The sequence below is a fragment of the Lentilitoribacter sp. Alg239-R112 genome (genome assembly GCF_900537175.1).
Classification (GTDB): Bacteria; Pseudomonadota; Alphaproteobacteria; order Rhizobiales; family Rhizobiaceae; genus Lentilitoribacter.
This window is the reverse complement of the sequence record NZ_LS999835.1, coordinates 290,647-307,863: the sequence shown is the minus strand read 5'-3', so window position 1 is coordinate 307,863 and position 17,217 is coordinate 290,647. Positions and strand designations below refer to the sequence as shown.

Here is a 17,217-nt window from a genome sequence, read left to right as displayed (position 1 = left end):
TACCTCTCTCAGAACTCTATTATTGACCAACCAGACGGTTTATGCAAGTATGAAAATGCTGAATGCGGGAGGTCATCATATGAGTGAAACAATTCTAACCGAACAAATTGGTAATCTAGTCAAGATTACGTTGAACCGACCTGATCGGCTAAATAGTTTTAATGACGAAATGCATTTAGCATTACGTAAGGCGCTTGAAAGTGCACGCGATAACGGCGCGCGCGCTGTTTTACTTACTGGCGCTGGACGCGGGTTCTGTGCGGGTCAGGATTTGGGTGACCGAGATCCTTCCAAAATGGATACGCCACCAGACTTGGGTACAACAATTGCAAATTTTTATAACCCTCTCGTACGTCTCATACGCTCTCTCGATATTCCGATAATCTGTGCAGTAAATGGGGTAGCGGCGGGAGCTGGCGCAAATATCGCACTGGCTTGCGATATTGTCGTGGCGACTGAAAGTGCAAAGTTTATTCAGTCTTTTGCCAAAGTTGGCTTGGTGCCGGATGGTGGCGGGAGTTGGTCTTTAACCAAGCTTTTAGGTGAAGCACGAGCAAAAGCATTGGCAATGACAGCCGAACCACTCAGCGCCATTCAGGCTGCCGAGTGGGGTTTAATCTGGAAAGCCCTACCAGATGAAACATTTATAAAGGATGCAGAGGCCTTAGCAATTCAAATGGCCAATGGCCCGACAGTTGGTCTCGGCATGACAAAAAAGGCTATTCAGGCTGCACACACGAATTCATTGGATGAACAATTGGAGCTGGAGGCTAAAAGCCAGAAGCTCTGCGGTGAAACATCTGACTATGCCGAAGGCGTCAGCGCATTTTTAGAAAAACGGGCAGCAAATTTCGCAGGACAATGAACATGACACCAAAACAACGCGCCGAAAAATCTGCCGAAACCATGTGGAATGACGATAATGCCAGCACTTGGATTGGCATGGAAATGGTTGAAGTCGATGAAGGTTGTGCAACGATACGCTTGAAAATTGAGGCTCACCATGCCAACGGTCACGGTATTTGTCATGGAGGAATTACCTTTGCGCTTGCCGATAGTGCATTTGCTTTTGCATGCAATAGCCGCAATCAATCCACCGTCGCGCAGCACAATTCGATCAGTTATCTAGCGCCCGCAAAGGTAGGGGACATACTGACAGCCAACGCTCAAGAAACTAATCTTACAGGTCGCAACGGCATAACTGATGTGACTGTTACCAATCAGAATAATGAAATTATTGCTGTGTTCAGAGGCGCATCTCGGGCGATCAGCGGGCACCTTTTTTCGGAGGAATAAAATGAAAGATCTTGGAGCAAAACGTGAAGAACTGGAGCCTATAGAGATTGCCAGTCGGGATGAAATTTCATCCCTTCAATTGCAACGTATGAAGTGGTCGTTAAATCACGCTTATAATAATGTTCCGATGTATAAAAAGCGGTTCGATGAAAAGGGTGTCCACCCGGATGACCTGAAAACATTGAGCGACATTTCAAAATTCCCATTCACTGTTAAAGATGACCTTCGCGATAATTATCCGTTCGGTTTATTCGCAGTACCCCGCGAGAAGATTCAACGAATTCACGCATCATCAGGAACAACAGGTAAAGCCACCGTTGTGGGTTATACTAAAAATGACTGCGATGTCTTTGCCGACATGGTTGCACGCTCGCTGAGAGCTGCAGGCGTAAGACCCGGTGAAATGGTTCACAATTCTTATGGTTATGGCCTTTTCACAGGAGGGCTTGGCGCTCACCACGGCATTGAACGTTTAGGCGCGACGGTTGTGCCTATGAGCGGCGGGCAAACACAAAAACAGGTTGGCCTGATAAACGATTTCAAACCACAAGCTATTACGGTAACACCCTCTTATATGCTCAATATCTTGGAAGAATTTCATAAACAGGGACTGGACCCGCGTGAAAGTTCATTACAAGTCGGTATTTTTGGGGCAGAACCATGGACCAATGCTATGCGTGATGAGGTTGAACGCGCTTTTGACATGCATGCTGTGGACATCTATGGATTGTCAGAAATTATGGGGCCTGGCGTTGCCAATGAATGTGTCGAATCGAAAGATGGCTTGCATGTTTGGGAAGATCACTTCTATCCAGAAATTGTCGATCCAAACACTTTGGAGCCTGTCAAAGATGGAGAGCGAGGCGAATTGGTCTTCACCACTCTGACTAAAGAGGGAATACCGATGATCCGTTATCGGACAAAAGATTTAACCAGACTCATGCCGGGCACAGCTCGTGCCATGCGTCGTATGGAAAAAATTACAGGTCGTACTGATGATATGATCATACTGCGTGGTGTAAATGTATTTCCCACCCAGATCGAAGAACAGTTAATGGCAACAGGTGGTCTTGCACCGCATTTCCAAATTGAATTATACCGTGCAGGTCGCATGGATGCGATGCGCGTACATGTGGAAGCAAATGCTGATGCGGCTGACGAGCTCAGCAAGGATGCAGCCGCTCGCATGCTTACAAAGCGTATCAAAGATGTGGTAGGAATATCAACTGAGATCGTCGTTGGTGACCCTGGCGCTGTGGAGCGTTCACAAGGCAAAGCCCAACGTGTTGTCGATAATAGAGAAGGTGAGCGCTGAGTGGCCCGCACAATTGCTAAAGACTATGATGATAAAAGCCGCTTGATCCTGGATCGAGCAGCAAAATTATTCGCCGAGGAGAGCTTTGACCGAGCATCCGTAAGCAGCGTTGCCAAAGCCTGCCAAATTTCCAAAGCTAACATCTATCATTATTATAAAAGCAAGGACGATATACTTTTCGACATATTGGATAATTATTTGTCTGAATTGCGAGACCGCATATGCTCCATGTCATTAGAGGATTTGACGCCAGAGGGGCGATTGGAAGCAACAATTCTAGAAATACTGCTGGCATATAAAGGCGCCGATAATGAGCATCGGCTACAGGCCGAAGCCATTAAACATCTGCCGAAGAAGCAGCAAGATATTTTAGTTGGCTACCAACGCGATTTGGTCAAACACGTTGCTGTCCTGGTGGATGGCATAGCGCCTGCTATTTTCGATGGTGACAAAGATAAATTACGCGCAGCAACGATGTCACTCTTTGGCATGCTTAATTGGTTTTACATGTGGAATGCAGGTGCAGGTAAAAAACAGCGTGAAGATTATGCGCAGATTGTCAGCAAGCTTTGTTTAAAAGGCATTCCCGGGCTTTAAGTTCTTTGGATATAACTAACTTCTAAACAGCGACTGCAATGTATAAACCAAAATTGCAATACCTACCGCGCCAATCGCCGCCACACTGAGCAGTACAAATACATCTATTGAGCCTCCAATGTCTGCAAAGTTGGAACTGGTTACTTCTTGCAAAAATAACACTGCGCCAATAGCTCCGATAGGCATTGAAAGTTGTGCCAAAACGAACTTACGCATCGACATCGCTCGATCTCGAAAAAGAACGTAAAGGTATGCAATGGTAATGAGCAACGCGACGACAACCATCGTCCAAAATAAACCGCGACCAAAAATCTCTTCAAAGACCGCCAGCATTGTTTCAAAAGTTAATTCTTTCATCTAACTTCTCCCTATGCTTTGCCGCGCAACATGGCGTTATATGTTGCTTTAAGCGCAACCTCTTTCATCAACCAACTGATCCAAAGCTCTTCTAGCGGCGCTATAATGCCTGGGAAACTTGGTGTCAGATTGTTTTGATAATCAAACTCAATCAACATTGCCCGTCCAACACGTGTAATGAGAGGGCAAGACGTATACCCATCATAAAGTCGAGTTCCCTCTTTTCCTTCGATAGCCGCAACGAGATGGTCTTCAACCACCGGAACTTGCCATTTTACACTAGCAGCAGTTTTCCCTTTGGGAACGCCCGCAACATCGCCCAATGCAAAAATTTCAGGATAGCGCAGATGGCGTAGGGTTTGTTTATCACATTCGACCCAGCCCTGATCGATCCATTTATCCGACCAGCTCAAACCAGATTGACGAATAACATCTGGTGCACGCTGTGGCGGAATAACATGTAAATAGTCATATTCCATTTCCTGATCGCCCGCAGGTGTTTTAAAAGTTGCCATACGCCGACCAGGATCAATCGTTTTTAGAACATGAGAATAAACTGGCTTAATCCCACGATCGTCAAACAACATCCGTACCTTTTCTGATACTATGGGAACACCAAACAATGACTTACTATGGGCTGCATAATTAATTTCAAATTTGCTACGCCCAATTTCTCTGCTTGCTATGTCATCAATCAGGAAAGTGTGCTTCAATGGTGCGCCTGCACATTTCATTTCTGTAGCGGGACGCGTGAAAACACCTACGCCACCCTCTTGCGTAAACTTTGAGGCAGCCATCCATGTTTTGGCTGCATATTCTGGTCCTGCATAAAGCGCTCCAATGCCGTTTGTCCCGACAAGATCAAGCGAGAAACCTTCAATTGCATCATGATCCAGCACCAAGCCCGGGGCGACAATAAGAAAATCGTAGGGAATATTATCTCCTGCTGTTGTCGAAACAATTTTGCCAACCGGATCAATAGAGGCCACCATATCATTTACATATGCAATATCTTTGGGAAGCCAATCTCTTGTTTGAGAAACAGTGTAATTCGCTGGTTTTAATCCTGCGGCAACAAGACTTAAACCAGGTTGATAAAGATGCAGTTTGCGGCCATCTATTACTGTAATAACGGCACCATCAAACCGCTTAACAAGCCTATTGACGAGAGATGTTCCAGCTGCACCTGCACCGATTATAACCACGCGTGCTTTGGTAGAAATGCGAGTTGTGGCAACCACTTCCGTCACTGCGCTTGATGTACCTAAAGCAGCAAGACCGATCGCTGAGCCGCCAAGAAAAGAACGTCGTGGAATTTTAAAATCGCGCATTATTACAATCCTCTCTAATCAAGCACAGCAAAAGCATTTGCCTTAGCAAAGTGACCCAAAATTCGAATCGATTTGCTTGGATCGCTCTTATGTCTTGAACTTCAAGAGTAATGAAAATGAACACAATGTTTTTGATTTACGTCAATATTTCCATTTTATAGAAAATCATGACACTTCTAGGCGCTTAAGTACCAAGCAATCTTGTATACCTAACCACCTGCCTGGTCATAGTCCCAAACCACTTTATCGGAAACTGGATAGCACTGGCAGGTAAGAACAAAGCCTGCATCGACTTCATAATCTTCAAGAGCGTGATTGGCGATCATCTCAACTTCACCTTCTACAACCTTGGCCTTGCAAGTGGAACATATTCCCGATTTACAGGCAAACGGTGCATCAAGCTTGTTCTGCAAAGCCGCTTCCAGAAGACTTGTATCGTTGGACATCTCAAATGAACGCGTTTCACCGGCTAAAGTTATTTTCGCAGAGACGTCAGCCGTCTGCGCATCAGCAGAGGCAGCACGTTTTTTTGCGCGCCCTTGCTGGCCGCTGGCAAACAATTCAAAACGTATTTGATCTTTGTTAAGACCATTTGCTTTCAGAGCATCAGAGACTGTCAACATCATAGGTTCTGGACCGCAAATATAGGCGGTATCGACATTTTCGAGATCAATCCAATGTTCAAACAATCCGGCACATTTGTCCGCATCAATACGTCCCGAAAATAATTCGATATCTTGAGAATCGTCTTCAAGAACATGGATGATGCTTAATCGATCCAAATATTCATTCTTTAGATCCTCAAGCTCTTCACGAAACATGATCGTGTTTACATTACGGTTCGCATAAACAAGGGTATATCGCGCCGTAAGATCACGTGCCAAACCTGTCCGCAAAATGGATAAGATCGGTGTGATGCCGGAACCAGCAGCAAAGCATAAATAGTCCGGGTCAGACGGGCTTTCATTTAAGTTGTAAAAATTCCCCATCGGAGGCATGGCCTCCAACCGGTCACCAACCTTTAGTTCTGTATTTGCCCAGGTTGAGAAGGCACCACCATCAACACGTTTGATGCCTACTTGTAGAATATTATCATCTTTACCAGCGCAAATAGAGTAGGAACGTCTTAGCTCCTCGCCGTCAAATTTTTTACGAAAAGTTAGATATTGACCTTGAACAAAATCGAATGCATCAGCATCCTCAGGTTTTAAGGTTACCACGACTGCATCGCGAATGGTTTTCTTAATATCTGTGACTGCTAGATCATGAAACTGAACCATTTCCACCTCCTAAATACATTTAAAATAATCGAAAGGTTCAAGGCAGGTTTTGCACCGCCATTGAGCCTTACATGGGGTTGAGCCAAACTGACTAATTTTCTCCACATCAAGAGATTTGCAATGCGGGCACCGCTCCGGGCCACCCGCTGGGCGCGGTGGAGCAATACCGAACTTCTCTAGCTCAGTTCTACCTTTTTTTGATAACCAGTCTGTTGTCCAGGCAGGTGCTATCTGAGTTTTGATCCTGGTATTCTTCAAGCCTCTTCTTGCAAGCTCTGTCTCGATATCCAGTGAGATGACAGACATAGCCGGACAGCCCGAATAAGTTGGCGTGATCGTTATCTCCAGAACATCATCCTGCCAGGAAACATCTCTGATAACACCTAGATCAACAACCGAAATTACAGGAATTTCAGGATCAGGAACTCCATCCAGCCAAATCCATATCTCATCCGTTGAAGCGCGAGTTATGACCATATCAATTACCAGGTTGCGCCAGGGTGTGAACGTTGCAATGTCTGCATCGTCGCAAGCATATGACCAAGATGCTCTGTATGTCGTTTGCCATTTTTTCCACCAAGATGTGTAAATGCATCTTCTGGCAACTGCAGATAAGCATCGCTCATAACGCGTTGAATGATCTGATCCCATTCAACGCGGATGGATGCTGGATCAGGAGCAATGCCAGCATCAACCATTGCTTGGTCGATGCTATCACTTTCAAACATTTCACCAATATATGGCCACAAACGATTGAGTGCCTTTTGCATTTTTTCTTTGCTCTCATCCGTGCCATCGCCCAAAGCAATAACGATATCAGACGATCTTTCCAGATGATATTGCGCTTCCTTTAGTGATTTGGTTGCTATGTCTGCAACCCTCTGATCGGATGATTTCTCCAATGCTGCAAGAAATTGGACCTGATAAGCATCAAATAAAAATTGACGCATCATCGTATTACCGAAATCACGGTTTGGCGTTTCCAACATCAAAAGATTTCTAAAGGCATGCGGATCGCGCAAATATGCAAGATCATCCGCACTACGCCCTTTGCCCTCAACTTCTCCGGCATAACCAAGCCACATTTGTGTTTGTCCGATCAGGTCAAGCGCGGTATTTGCAAGTGCTATATCTTCTTCCAGCACAGGCCCAATTCCACACCATTCTGACACACGGTGCCCAAGCACAAGTGTATTGTCACCTTGGCGAAGTAAAAATTCATATAAAGCACTCATTACATCTTACCTACTTCTTCTGGAATTTCATAAAAAGTTGGATGACGATAAACCTTGGATTTTGCAGGCTCGAATAGTGGGCCTTTATCCGAAGGACTTGATGCGGTTACATGATTTGCTTCAACCACCCAGATGCTTACTCCCTCATTTCGGCGTGTATAAACATCACGAGCATTTTTAATTGCCATCTCCGCATCGGGGGCATGTAGTGAACCAACATGACGATGGCTCATGCCGTGTTGACCGCGAATAAAGACTTCCCAGAGAGGCCATTCTTTTGAAACTTTAGACATCTTAATTTACTCCGCTGCTTGTTTGCGCGCTGCGCGTTTTTCTGCATGGGCCATCATGCCATCACGAACCCAAGCGCCATCATCCCACGCTTTTTTGCGTGTTTCCAAACGCTCCGTATTGCAAGGACCATTACCCTTCAGAACATCAAAGAACTCATTCCAATCAGGTTCAGCAAAATCGTAATGACCACGTTCTTCATTCCATTTGATAGTATCATCTGGAATGGTAAGACCCAGATATTTTGCTTGTGGAACGGTTTCATCAACGAACTTTTGGCGCAGCTCATCATTGGTATTGATCTTGATTTTCCACTTCATATTCTGTTCAGAATGCACACTGTCTTTGTCCGAAGGTCCGAACATCATAAGTGCAGGTTCCCAAAAACGATTCATGGCATCTTGCGCCATTTCCCTCTGTTCGTCGGTGCCTTTACACATGGTCATCATGATGTGATAGCCCTGACGCTGGTGAAAGCTTTCTTCTTTGCAAATCCGCACCATGGCACGTGAGTAAGGACCAAAGGATGTGCGCTGCAAAGGAACCTGGTTCATGATCGCTGCTCCATCAACCAACCAGCCCACAGCACCCATATCTGCCCAGTTTAATGTCGGGTAATTGAAGATGGACGAGTACTTCATTTTGCCTGCATGCAACATGTCTAAGAGTTCATCGCGGCTCACACCCAATGTTTCAGCAGCACAGTAAAGATATAATCCGTGTCCTGCTTCATCTTGTACTTTTGCCAGCAAGTTAGCTTTTCGCTCCAGCGTGGGAGCACGCGTTACCCAATTACCCTCTGGCAACTGACCGACAATTTCAGAATGGGCATGCTGACCAATCTGGCGAATAAGAGTTTTACGGTATCCCTCAGGCATCCAGTCTTTCGGTTCAATTTTCTGACCCGCATCGATACGCGCCTGAAAAGCTATATCCTCGGCAGTAAGTTCGCCTTTGGAAGTTTCAGAATTTACCATCTGTGCATACATGCTCTTTCTCCCTTAAATACGTTCAATAATCATTGCAGCGCCCTGACCAACGCCCACACACATTGTGCACAGTGCATAGCGACCTCCCGTGCGGCGCAATTGATAAGCTGCAGTCATAACAAGCCTTGCCCCGGACATGCCTAATGGGTGACCAAGCGCAATTGCCCCACCGTTTGGATTAACGTGTTCTGCGTCATCCGGCAGGCCGAGTTCCCGTAATGTAGCCAGACCTTGGCTTGCAAATGCTTCATTAAGTTCAATGACATCCATCTGATCTAATGACAGGCCGGAAATCTCCAACACTTTCCGTGTAGCCGGAACAGGACCAATACCCATAATACGCGGTGCAACGCCAGCTGCTGCAGCTGCAACTACACGCGCGAGCGGTTTTGCATCTTTTGCTAACGCCTCGTTGGCCAAAAGCAGAGCTGCAGCACCATCATTGACACCAGAGGCATTGCCTGCTGTTACAGTTTTTTCCGCCCCGTTTACGCCTTTTAAACCCGATAATTTTACTTGATCTGTCCCAGGGCGAGGATGCTCGTCCTTATCGAACAAGATTGGATCACCTTTACGTTGAGGAACAGAAACGGCGATAAGTTCATCTGAGAAAACTCCCGCATCATGGGCGGCCTGATATCGTGATTGACTGCGGGCTGCAAAGGCATCCTGATCTTGGCGACTAATTCCAAATTCATCAGCTACATTATCTGCAGTTTGCGGCATAGAATCTATGCCATACTCGGCCTTCATTTTTGGGTTCACAAAACGCCAGCCAATAGTCGTATCAAACACATCGTTCGAGCGGGAGAATGCGGTGGTTGCCTTTGGCATGACAAATGGAGCGCGGCTCATACTTTCCACACCACCCGCAATGGCCATACGATAATCACCCGCTTTAATGCCTCTTGACGCCATAGCAACTGCATCTAAACCTGATGCACACAAACGATTAATCGTTGTGCCTGGCGTCTCTACAGAGAGCCCTGCCAGAAGTGCCGCCATACGCGCAACATTCCGATTATCTTCGCCCGCTTGATTTGCATCTCCCATGATAACATCATCAATTTTTGCCCAATCCAGTTCAGGATTTCGATCTTTAAGGGCTGCCAATGGCAGCGCCGCCAAATCGTCCACACGCAAAGATGACAAAGCGCCACCATAACGTCCAATGGGTGTACGAACAGCATCAAGAATAAAAGCCGACAATTGCAAGATCTCCAAATCTAGAGCTGAAATGACTAAGGAGCGTTATTCAGCAAATATGTTACGAAAATATATAATCCGTATAAACCGTAACATGTCAAGTAAAATTTGTACTATACTCTTATAACCTCATCTCATGAAATCTCATAAATTATTGAATTAATTCACTTATCAAGAAGGAATAAACGGGTAATATTTTTATATATTGACCGTCCAGTCGGTTTTATATAGGATGATGGAAACAAGCGCATCTGGCGCGCTTGCAAAGGGAGGAAATTATGAAAATTATATCAAATGCTCTGATTGCAGGGCTTGCAACTTTCGCTTTTGTATCTTCAGCTTCTGCTGAAAAAACGATGGTTGTTTCATCATGGCTACCACCAAGCCACATCATGAACGAAATTGTCTGGCCGGAATTTATCAAGCGTATTGATGCTGCTACAGAAGGTCGAGTAAAAGGTAAGATCGAATATGGTCTTGCTTCTCCGCCGGCACAGGCTGATTTGATTGAAGATGGCGGCGCGGATGCTGCATGGATTTTCCACGGTTACAATCCTGGCCGTTTTGTTACCTCGAAATTGATTGAAATACCTGGTTTGGAAGGCGATTCTGCTGCCGCATCTGCTGCACACTGGCGTGCCCATCAACAAATGCTTGGCAAAGTGAATGAGCATGATGGTGTCGTACCTGTGGCTATGATGGTACATGCGCCAGGCATGCTTCACCTCTCAAAAGAGGTTGCATCCTTAGAAGACGTTGCTGGACTAAAAGTTCGTTCTGGCGGTGGTGTCATGGGTGATGTTCTAAAAGGATTGGATATGGCCGGTGTGCAGGTTTCTGCACCGAAAGTGTATGAAACTGTTGCCAACGGTGTTGCTGACGGAACATTTTTCCCCGGTGATACAATTGCTATTTTGCGCCTGACAGAAGTCTTGCCTTATACATATCGTGTTCCTGGTGGTTTTTATCGTGGTTCTTTCTCCATCATCATGAGTGAAGAGTTCATGGATTCAATCGGGGAAGAAGATGCCAAAGCAATCAACGCTGTTTTGGGTGAAGAATTCTCAGCCTTTGCCGGTAAAGCTTGGGATGAAGGCAACCAGCGCGGTATAGACGCACAGTCAAAAACTGGTAAAGTCATAGACCTTGAAGGAAGTGCTGCTGCAAAGTTCGAAGCTCTTGTCCCACAAATTCAGAAATCTGTTCTGGAGGAAGTCAGTGCAAAGGGTGTCGATGCTGATGCCGCTCTTAAACTTATCCGTGATACAATGGCTGAATACAATAAATAATGATGACCTATACGACTATTAAAAGGGCGGGCGCTTGGCTCGCCCGACTTAGCCTTTTTCTTAGTACGGTCTGCATTGTCCTCATCATGTGTGTCACAGTTGTTGAGGTGGTGGGGCGCTATATGTTTAACGCGCCCCTTTTTGGTCGGCAGGATATCGCTCAAATTCTGCTAGCACTTTCGATTTTTCTGGCATTTCCAGTCGTGACTTTACGCGGCGGGCAGATCGATGTTGATCTGATGGACTTTATGTTTTCGCCTAAAGCCGCCTTCATTCGTGACCGATTAATCGAAATTCTAATCTCTGTATCACTTCTTACAATGGGCTATTGGTTGCTTACCCGCGCTGAGAAAGCTCTCAGCCGCGGAATTGTCAGTGAACTATTATTCATTCCAAAATACCCTCTGATTTACATCATCTCCGGCGCTGTATTCTTAACGGGTGTATTGGTGTTAATTTTAATGCTCTCAAGACTATTCAAGGGTAAACCTGACATCGTATCAGGATCGCAGGAAATCAAGTAATGGAAATATCACTTATTGCGTTTGCGCTCGTAATTTCGCTTGTGTTGTTGCGTATACCCATTGGCTTTGCCATGGGTTTAGTCGGTGCAGTTGGTTTTGTTTACCTGCGTGATTGGCGCTGGTCAGCAGGGCTTGGACCAGCAGCTGATTCTATTCTTGATGTTACGCAAAATGATGCATTGTCGGTAATTCCGCTTTTCATTTTCATGGGTATGTTGATTGCGCAAAGCGGAATGGCCCATGATCTTTACCGCGCAGCTTATGCTCTGGTTGGGCGATTACCGGGCGGTTTGGCTATGTCCACGATCTTAGCTTGTGGCGGGTTTTCTGCAGTTTCAGGGTCCTCACTGGCAACAGCGGCTACAATGTCGCAAGTCGCCCTGCCACCTATGCGAAAATTCGGTTACCATGATAGCCTATCAACCGCATCAGTTGCGGCAGGCGGAACGCTGGGAATTCTCATTCCTCCCAGCATTATTCTCATTATTTATGGGTTCCTGACAGGTCAATCAATTGGCAAGCTATTTTTGGCAGGTATTCTTCCCGGCATTCTAGGTATCGCACTTTATCTCTGCGCTGTAGCCTTTGTTGTATGGCGCAACCCGAAGGCGGGACCCGCAGGCGAAAAATTATCCGGGGCTGAAACAAAAGCAAGTGTGCTTAGAGTTATACCAATACTCGTACTCTTCTGCATCATTATCGGTGGCATTTATGGTCGCATTTTTACCGCCGACGAAGCTGCCGGCGTTGGGGCTTTTGGCGCTATTCTTATCTCTATTGCCATTGGCCGCTTTTCCTTCGCAAAATTAATGGATGCATTGACGCAAACTGTAAAAACGTCTGTGGGCCTGTTCGTTCTTCTTATCGGTGCTGATATCTTTAGCCGCCTTATTACGCGTGCAGGACTGCCCGATGATCTGTTAGCTCTTGTGCAAGGTGCAGGCTTTGAACCATTCATGATTTTAGGAATGATGATCTTAATTTATCTGGTACTGGGTGCAGTCTTTGAAAGTCTTTCGATGATTACCTTAACGGTGCCAGTGTTTGCTCCATTGATAGCATCACTCGGCTTCTTCGAAGGTGATCTAACGGGTGAGTTTGCGCTTATCTGGTTTGGTATCGTTGTTGTTGTTGTCACGGAAATATCACTTATCACGCCGCCCATCGGACTAAATGTTTTTGTTCTGCGGTCCGTGGTGAAAGATGTATCAACGGCAACAATATTTAAAGGTGTGACCCCGTTCTGGGTTGCTGATATTGTGCGCCTTGCCCTGCTCGTTGGTCTTCCATTCTTGTCATTGCTTCTGCCTGTGGGAATTTGGGGGTTTTAATCCGACAGTAAGACCATATGCAATTTAGGTGATCAGACCTTACGATATAAGTCCGTCATTTGACCTTCCATTGAAACCTTACTCTGATCTTGGTTTCTAAATGTGAAATCATATACAACGTGTCGGGCTTCTTTGACACATCTAACGGACGAAATATCAGCATTGAATATAACAGTATCTTGTACTCGTACCGGTGCCCTAAATTTAATCATCTGATAGCCAACAGTAAAACATTCGATACTTTCATGAATGCTCATCTGTGATTGCAAGAGCTGAGGAACGAGTGAAATCAAAAAGTTCCCGGGGATAATTGGCTGAGAGTTTGATGGTGAGGTGCGGTGTATTTTGTTTGTATCGCCGCAAAGTTCTAAGAACTGATCCAGCATCATCTGATCAATTTGTAGAGATTGACCAACAGCGACACCCTCACCGACTAAACTATCCAAGTCTTCCAACGCGTGAATATACTTCATTTGGACAACACCAAGGCCGAACCAAGCCCCCCGGCGCCTGCAATCGCAGCCAATCCGAGTTTAGAAGATGGTCGATAATTCATCTCTTGAAACAATCTGACAGCATTTATTGCACCAGAAGCTCCGATCGGATGTCCGCGCGCTAAGGCACCGCCGCCAAGATTTACAACATTCTGATCAAATCCACAAAGTCTGATACAAGCTATTGCTTGTGACGCAAATGCTTCCATGACTTCTATGACGTCAAATTCTTGCGCAGTGAGTGAAAGCTTCTTCAAGATCTCTCTAACTGCATCAACAGGCGCAAGTCCGGGCATTGCCGGATCACTGCCAACAGATTGAGTGCCTAAAATTTTGATCGCAGTCTTTTGATATTTCGGATGCGCACTTAAAAAACCGGAAGATACAATTGCACATACAGCGCTCGCATCCGCCTCAACACACGTTGTAGCACTGGTTATGCCGTGGTCAACATCGCCTGCAATAATAGGCATCCGTTTACATAATTTGGAGCTTAGTTCACGTGTAAATGTATCAAACTGCACACCATCAAATGCAATACATTCGCTCAAAAGCCTATCTTGCGCCTTCAATGCAGATGCATGGCTTCTTATTGCAAATTCTTCTTGTTCGGCACGTAATATATTGAACTCTTTGGCAAGCTGAGCCGCAGCCTCCAGCATGTCTGGATCTCTATCCACCCAAGGTGAAAATGGAGGTCTCTTATATTCTTGATCCGGACGACCATCCAAAGACCTGTTAAATCGCCGTGGAGCCGTTGTGAAGGATTCTATACCTCCAGCAATAACAAAATCATGCATGCCGGAGGCCACCAGACCATGTGCCAAAAGAATTGAATCTAACCCACCGCAGCATTGTGTATCAATACTCATGCTGGGGACATTTTCAGGAAGGCCAGATGCAAGAGCACTCAATCTTGCTGGATTTCCACCGCCATAAAGACCATTTGCGAGGATAAGATGCTCAACGAGATCAGAAGGTACGTTCAAACTGTCTATAAGAGCTGAAATTGAGATGCTACCCAACTCAGGTGCTGTGAATGCAGAAAGAGCCCCGCTTCGGGAAGTCACAGGTGTTCGCATCGCGCCTATCATCCATGATGATCCTGTCAAAATAGAACCTCCAGCTCCTTCGCCAACAGTTTGCTCCTTAGTGTAATCAGATCAATTTTCCCAGACGTAGTTTTAGGCCATATATCGCATTTATAGTAGATACTAGGTATTGCGTATGTGGCAAGTGACTGTCGTAAGCAAGATATCAGATCAGGTTTCGTAATCTGGGCGTCAATACATAACACCGCAGCAATTCTATTCTCACGGGTGGCATCGGGAACCCCAAATACAGCTGCAAGTGCAACACCTTCGATTGAGGTCAACGCTGTTTCAATAGCTTCTGGAATAATATTCCGACCACTACTTTGAAATGCTCTATCCATGCGGCCGACCAAATGCAGGTCTCCGTTAAAATCGAAAAATCCAGCATCACCAACACATATCGATTTATCGGCTTCCTGCAGGCCCGAATGTGAAACATAACCGCGAAAAGCAAGATCACTCTTCACATAAACAAGCCCCTCGCTCCCCATTGGTATGTCTGCACCATCCGGCCCTTTGATCGAAATTTCAACATTTGGCAATGGTCGCCCAACCAAAGTCTCAGGGTCATCAACTGATACTGTACGTGCTGCGACGTAGCTTAATTCAGATGTTCCATAAAACTCCACAATCACAGCTTCCGTGAATACATCAACAAGCTTCTCATAAATGGAAATTGGCAGCTTCGACCCCGTTGATAATATTCGTTTGATATTTTCGCCATGCTGACAGGTTGAATGGACTAATGCATCCAATTGAGTAGGAACAGCAAAGATCACACCATTATTGATATGCTCGAATATCTCTACAATTCGATTTGGGTGAAAGTTTGTAAAGAGTGCAATTGTTGCACCCGTGTAAAGGCCACGAATGGCAGCATAAAGAAACAAGGAATGAGCAAAACTGCCGGGGACAATAACCGTGTCAGATTCTTGGATATCGGTGAATTTCTGATCCGAACCAAAACTCCGTATCCACGACATCTCCGAACGCATACACCCTTTAGGTAGTCCCGTTGAACCGGACGTGAAGCACGTATAATTTGGATCATAGTTACCATCCAGATTATTAACTTCAGCTTCAGCCTCATGATCCGCCGTTACGGTTGGCGTTTTCAATACCAGATGGGATAATGTATCGACGGCAGATTGGCTATCGTCAGATATAATCATATCGATTTGAGCTAAATTTGCAGTCTTCTTGATAATATCCTCTGGCCAGTTCGGATCAAAGAAACACGTATTCTTCGCAACAGATAATGAAGCGATAAATAGCGCTAAGGCATCCGGTGAGGTCTTCATCAAGATGGCAATATTTTCGTGGCGGTGTAAATTTATCAACCCACGCCGATATATCTGAATTAGGTCTAAAAATTCAGCAGCCTTAATCTGCTTATCGCCAAAATAAATAACAACTTTATCACCCGAATGGGTGAGATTTGCCACGATACGGGAAGCGATTTGTGAATTCATCATCTAGCTTATCCGCGTTTCAAGTGCGTCTTATTAAAACCATCCGCAACCACCGCATCACAAACTTCCGACCACTGACAGTCAAAGCAAGCGCTCCGAACACTTTGCAGTTGATAGGCTTTTCTATATTGATTGTGAAAGAGATCATTCGGAATCAACTTAGAACCTACCTCCAATTTAACGCCAAGCAACGCTGAAATATCTCTCAATGCCAAACTATCTCGATTGATAATTCGATCTTCAAAACAGTGACTGCCAACGCAATCTTTCACCGAAGCACATATCTCATCCGGACCAGAAACTATCTCAATTGGCTCATTTTGTTTGATCCTTTGAATGACCTTCTTAAAGTCACGTTCAAAATCTCGAGAATAGCCTCGTCCGGCAAAGGTCAGTGAGCAAAGCAAATGGTGACCACGTAACTTTATCATGGATAAAACTCGGTGAATTCATCAACCGCCATACGTTTTTGCGGAATATTATTAACGGGATGTTCTTTATCTGCATAGCCAATTGAAACCCCGCAAATAACGAGTTTATCGTGATGTAAATCAAGAACATTCCGGATTATATCGCCATAGCTTGAGAAGCTTGCCTGCACGCAACTCGACAGACCGTAGGCTGAAATCGCTAATGTGAGTGAGTTCAAAAATAAACCAACATCTATCCAGCTACCCTGTTCGAGACTTTTATTCATTGTAATGATCAGGCCTACAGGTGCGCCAAAAAACTCAAAGTTCTTCATCCTTTGCGACCGAGCCATTGCCGTATCACGGCGCCCGATATCTAGCGCAGAGTGAAGATCAACACCACATTGTTGAATTCTCTCAGAATAGGGAGAAATATGCTCTCGAGGGTAATATTGATAATCACCATTATCGATAAAACCGGTCTTACTCACGTCATCTGCAATGGCGGTTTGAAGTCTGGAAATAGTTTTTTTTCTCAAGACGCTGACACGCCAAGGCTGCATATTACCGCCACTTTGAGTATGACGAGCTATGTTTAGTATCTTACTTACTATATCTTCGTCCACATCACGCTCTAAATATGCTCTGGTAGAACGTCTATCGATCAATAGTTTTGAAAAATGATCTTGGAGGGTTTTAGACATAG

The 17,217-nt window shown here is 45.3% G+C and carries 20 protein-coding genes; 7 read left to right on the top strand and 13 right to left on the bottom strand.

Annotated features, from left to right (window positions below):
• Positions 1-79: 79 nt before the first annotated feature.
• From paaG to G3W54_RS18325, 4 genes are read left to right on the top strand one after another with little or no spacing between them, the layout of a single operon-like run.
• Positions 80-865, top strand: a complete 786-nt coding sequence (gene paaG, locus G3W54_RS18340; RefSeq protein WP_162654741.1) for a 2-(1,2-epoxy-1,2-dihydrophenyl)acetyl-CoA isomerase PaaG — start codon at positions 80-82, stop codon at positions 863-865.
• Positions 866-867: 2 nt separating this feature from the next.
• On the top strand, positions 868-1,296 hold the full coding sequence (gene paaI / locus G3W54_RS18335; RefSeq protein WP_162654740.1) for a hydroxyphenylacetyl-CoA thioesterase PaaI: 429 nt from the start codon (positions 868-870) through the stop codon (positions 1,294-1,296).
• Between the two features lies 1 nt (position 1,297).
• Positions 1,298-2,611 carry a phenylacetate--CoA ligase PaaK gene (gene paaK, locus G3W54_RS18330; RefSeq protein ID WP_162654739.1) on the top strand — a complete coding sequence of 438 codons (1,314 nt, stop codon included), beginning with the start codon at positions 1,298-1,300 and terminating at the stop codon, positions 2,609-2,611.
• Positions 2,612-3,208, top strand: a complete 597-nt coding sequence (locus G3W54_RS18325) for a TetR/AcrR family transcriptional regulator (protein ID WP_162654738.1) — start codon at positions 2,612-2,614, stop codon at positions 3,206-3,208.
• Between the two features lie 15 nt (positions 3,209-3,223).
• On the opposite strand, the gene G3W54_RS18320 is transcribed toward G3W54_RS18325, so the two are convergent.
• From G3W54_RS18320 to pcaF, 8 genes are all read right to left on the bottom strand, one after another.
• Positions 3,224-3,565 carry a DUF5368 domain-containing protein gene (locus tag G3W54_RS18320; RefSeq protein WP_162654737.1) on the bottom strand — a complete coding sequence of 114 codons (342 nt, stop codon included), beginning with the start codon at positions 3,563-3,565 and terminating at the stop codon, positions 3,224-3,226.
• A gap of 11 nt (positions 3,566-3,576) precedes the next feature.
• Entirely contained in the window at positions 3,577-4,896 is a 1,320-nt protein-coding gene (locus tag G3W54_RS18315) for an FAD/NAD(P)-binding oxidoreductase (protein ID WP_162654736.1), read from the bottom strand.
• Between the two features lie 209 nt (positions 4,897-5,105).
• On the bottom strand, positions 5,106-6,176 hold the full coding sequence (locus G3W54_RS18310; protein ID WP_162654735.1) for a 2Fe-2S iron-sulfur cluster-binding protein: 1,071 nt from the start codon (positions 6,174-6,176) through the stop codon (positions 5,106-5,108).
• Positions 6,177-6,185: 9 nt separating this feature from the next.
• Positions 6,186-6,653 carry a 1,2-phenylacetyl-CoA epoxidase subunit PaaD gene (paaD, locus tag G3W54_RS18305; protein WP_174244261.1) on the bottom strand — a complete coding sequence of 156 codons (468 nt, stop codon included), beginning with the start codon at positions 6,651-6,653 and terminating at the stop codon, positions 6,186-6,188.
• Between the two features lie 5 nt (positions 6,654-6,658).
• The gene (gene paaC / locus G3W54_RS18300) at positions 6,659-7,411 is read right to left on the bottom strand and encodes a 1,2-phenylacetyl-CoA epoxidase subunit PaaC (RefSeq protein ID WP_162654734.1); all 753 of its coding nucleotides are present in this window, start codon (positions 7,409-7,411) and stop codon (positions 6,659-6,661) included.
• Complete coding sequence (paaB, locus tag G3W54_RS18295) at positions 7,411-7,704, bottom strand: 1,2-phenylacetyl-CoA epoxidase subunit PaaB (RefSeq protein ID WP_162654733.1); 294 nt, start codon at positions 7,702-7,704, stop codon at positions 7,411-7,413. The genes paaC and paaB overlap by 1 nt, the downstream gene beginning before the upstream one ends.
• 6 nt (positions 7,705-7,710) lie before the next feature.
• Positions 7,711-8,691 carry a 1,2-phenylacetyl-CoA epoxidase subunit PaaA gene (gene paaA, locus G3W54_RS18290; RefSeq protein WP_162654732.1) on the bottom strand — a complete coding sequence of 327 codons (981 nt, stop codon included), beginning with the start codon at positions 8,689-8,691 and terminating at the stop codon, positions 7,711-7,713.
• Between the two features lie 12 nt (positions 8,692-8,703).
• Positions 8,704-9,900: a 3-oxoadipyl-CoA thiolase gene (pcaF, locus tag G3W54_RS18285; RefSeq protein WP_162654731.1), complete on the bottom strand. Its 1,197-nt coding sequence runs from the start codon at positions 9,898-9,900 to the stop codon at positions 8,704-8,706.
• 275 nt (positions 9,901-10,175) lie between these two features.
• Between pcaF and G3W54_RS18280 the strand changes: the two genes are divergently transcribed.
• From G3W54_RS18280 to G3W54_RS18270, 3 genes are read left to right on the top strand one after another with little or no spacing between them, the layout of a single operon-like run.
• Positions 10,176-11,186: a TRAP transporter substrate-binding protein gene (locus G3W54_RS18280; RefSeq protein WP_162654730.1), complete on the top strand. Its 1,011-nt coding sequence runs from the start codon at positions 10,176-10,178 to the stop codon at positions 11,184-11,186.
• Entirely contained in the window at positions 11,186-11,710 is a 525-nt protein-coding gene (locus G3W54_RS18275; RefSeq protein ID WP_343162571.1) for a TRAP transporter small permease, read from the top strand. Before G3W54_RS18280 ends, G3W54_RS18275 begins: the two co-directional genes overlap by 1 nt.
• Positions 11,710-13,041 carry a TRAP transporter large permease gene (locus G3W54_RS18270; protein ID WP_162654728.1) on the top strand — a complete coding sequence of 444 codons (1,332 nt, stop codon included), beginning with the start codon at positions 11,710-11,712 and terminating at the stop codon, positions 13,039-13,041. The genes G3W54_RS18275 and G3W54_RS18270 overlap by 1 nt, the downstream gene beginning before the upstream one ends.
• 32 nt (positions 13,042-13,073) lie before the next feature.
• Here the strand turns inward: G3W54_RS18270 and G3W54_RS18265 are convergent, their stop codons facing one another.
• The 5 genes from G3W54_RS18265 to G3W54_RS18245 are packed head-to-tail and all read right to left on the bottom strand — an operon-like array spanning position 13,074 to position 17,215.
• On the bottom strand, positions 13,074-13,514 hold the full coding sequence (locus G3W54_RS18265; RefSeq protein WP_162654727.1) for a MaoC family dehydratase: 441 nt from the start codon (positions 13,512-13,514) through the stop codon (positions 13,074-13,076).
• Positions 13,511-14,647, bottom strand: coding sequence for a thiolase family protein (locus tag G3W54_RS18260; RefSeq protein WP_162654726.1), 1,137 nt, complete (start codon positions 14,645-14,647; stop codon positions 13,511-13,513). The genes G3W54_RS18265 and G3W54_RS18260 overlap by 4 nt, the downstream gene beginning before the upstream one ends.
• A complete protein-coding gene (locus tag G3W54_RS18255; RefSeq protein WP_162654725.1) occupies positions 14,644-16,104 on the bottom strand; it encodes an AMP-binding protein in 1,461 nt (486 codons plus the stop codon). The genes G3W54_RS18260 and G3W54_RS18255 overlap by 4 nt, the downstream gene beginning before the upstream one ends.
• A gap of 5 nt (positions 16,105-16,109) precedes the next feature.
• Positions 16,110-16,532, bottom strand: a complete 423-nt coding sequence (locus G3W54_RS18250; RefSeq protein ID WP_162654724.1) for a DUF1284 domain-containing protein — start codon at positions 16,530-16,532, stop codon at positions 16,110-16,112.
• Positions 16,529-17,215: a nitroreductase gene (locus G3W54_RS18245; protein ID WP_162654723.1), complete on the bottom strand. Its 687-nt coding sequence runs from the start codon at positions 17,213-17,215 to the stop codon at positions 16,529-16,531. The genes G3W54_RS18250 and G3W54_RS18245 overlap by 4 nt, the downstream gene beginning before the upstream one ends.
• Positions 17,216-17,217 lie beyond the last annotated feature (2 nt).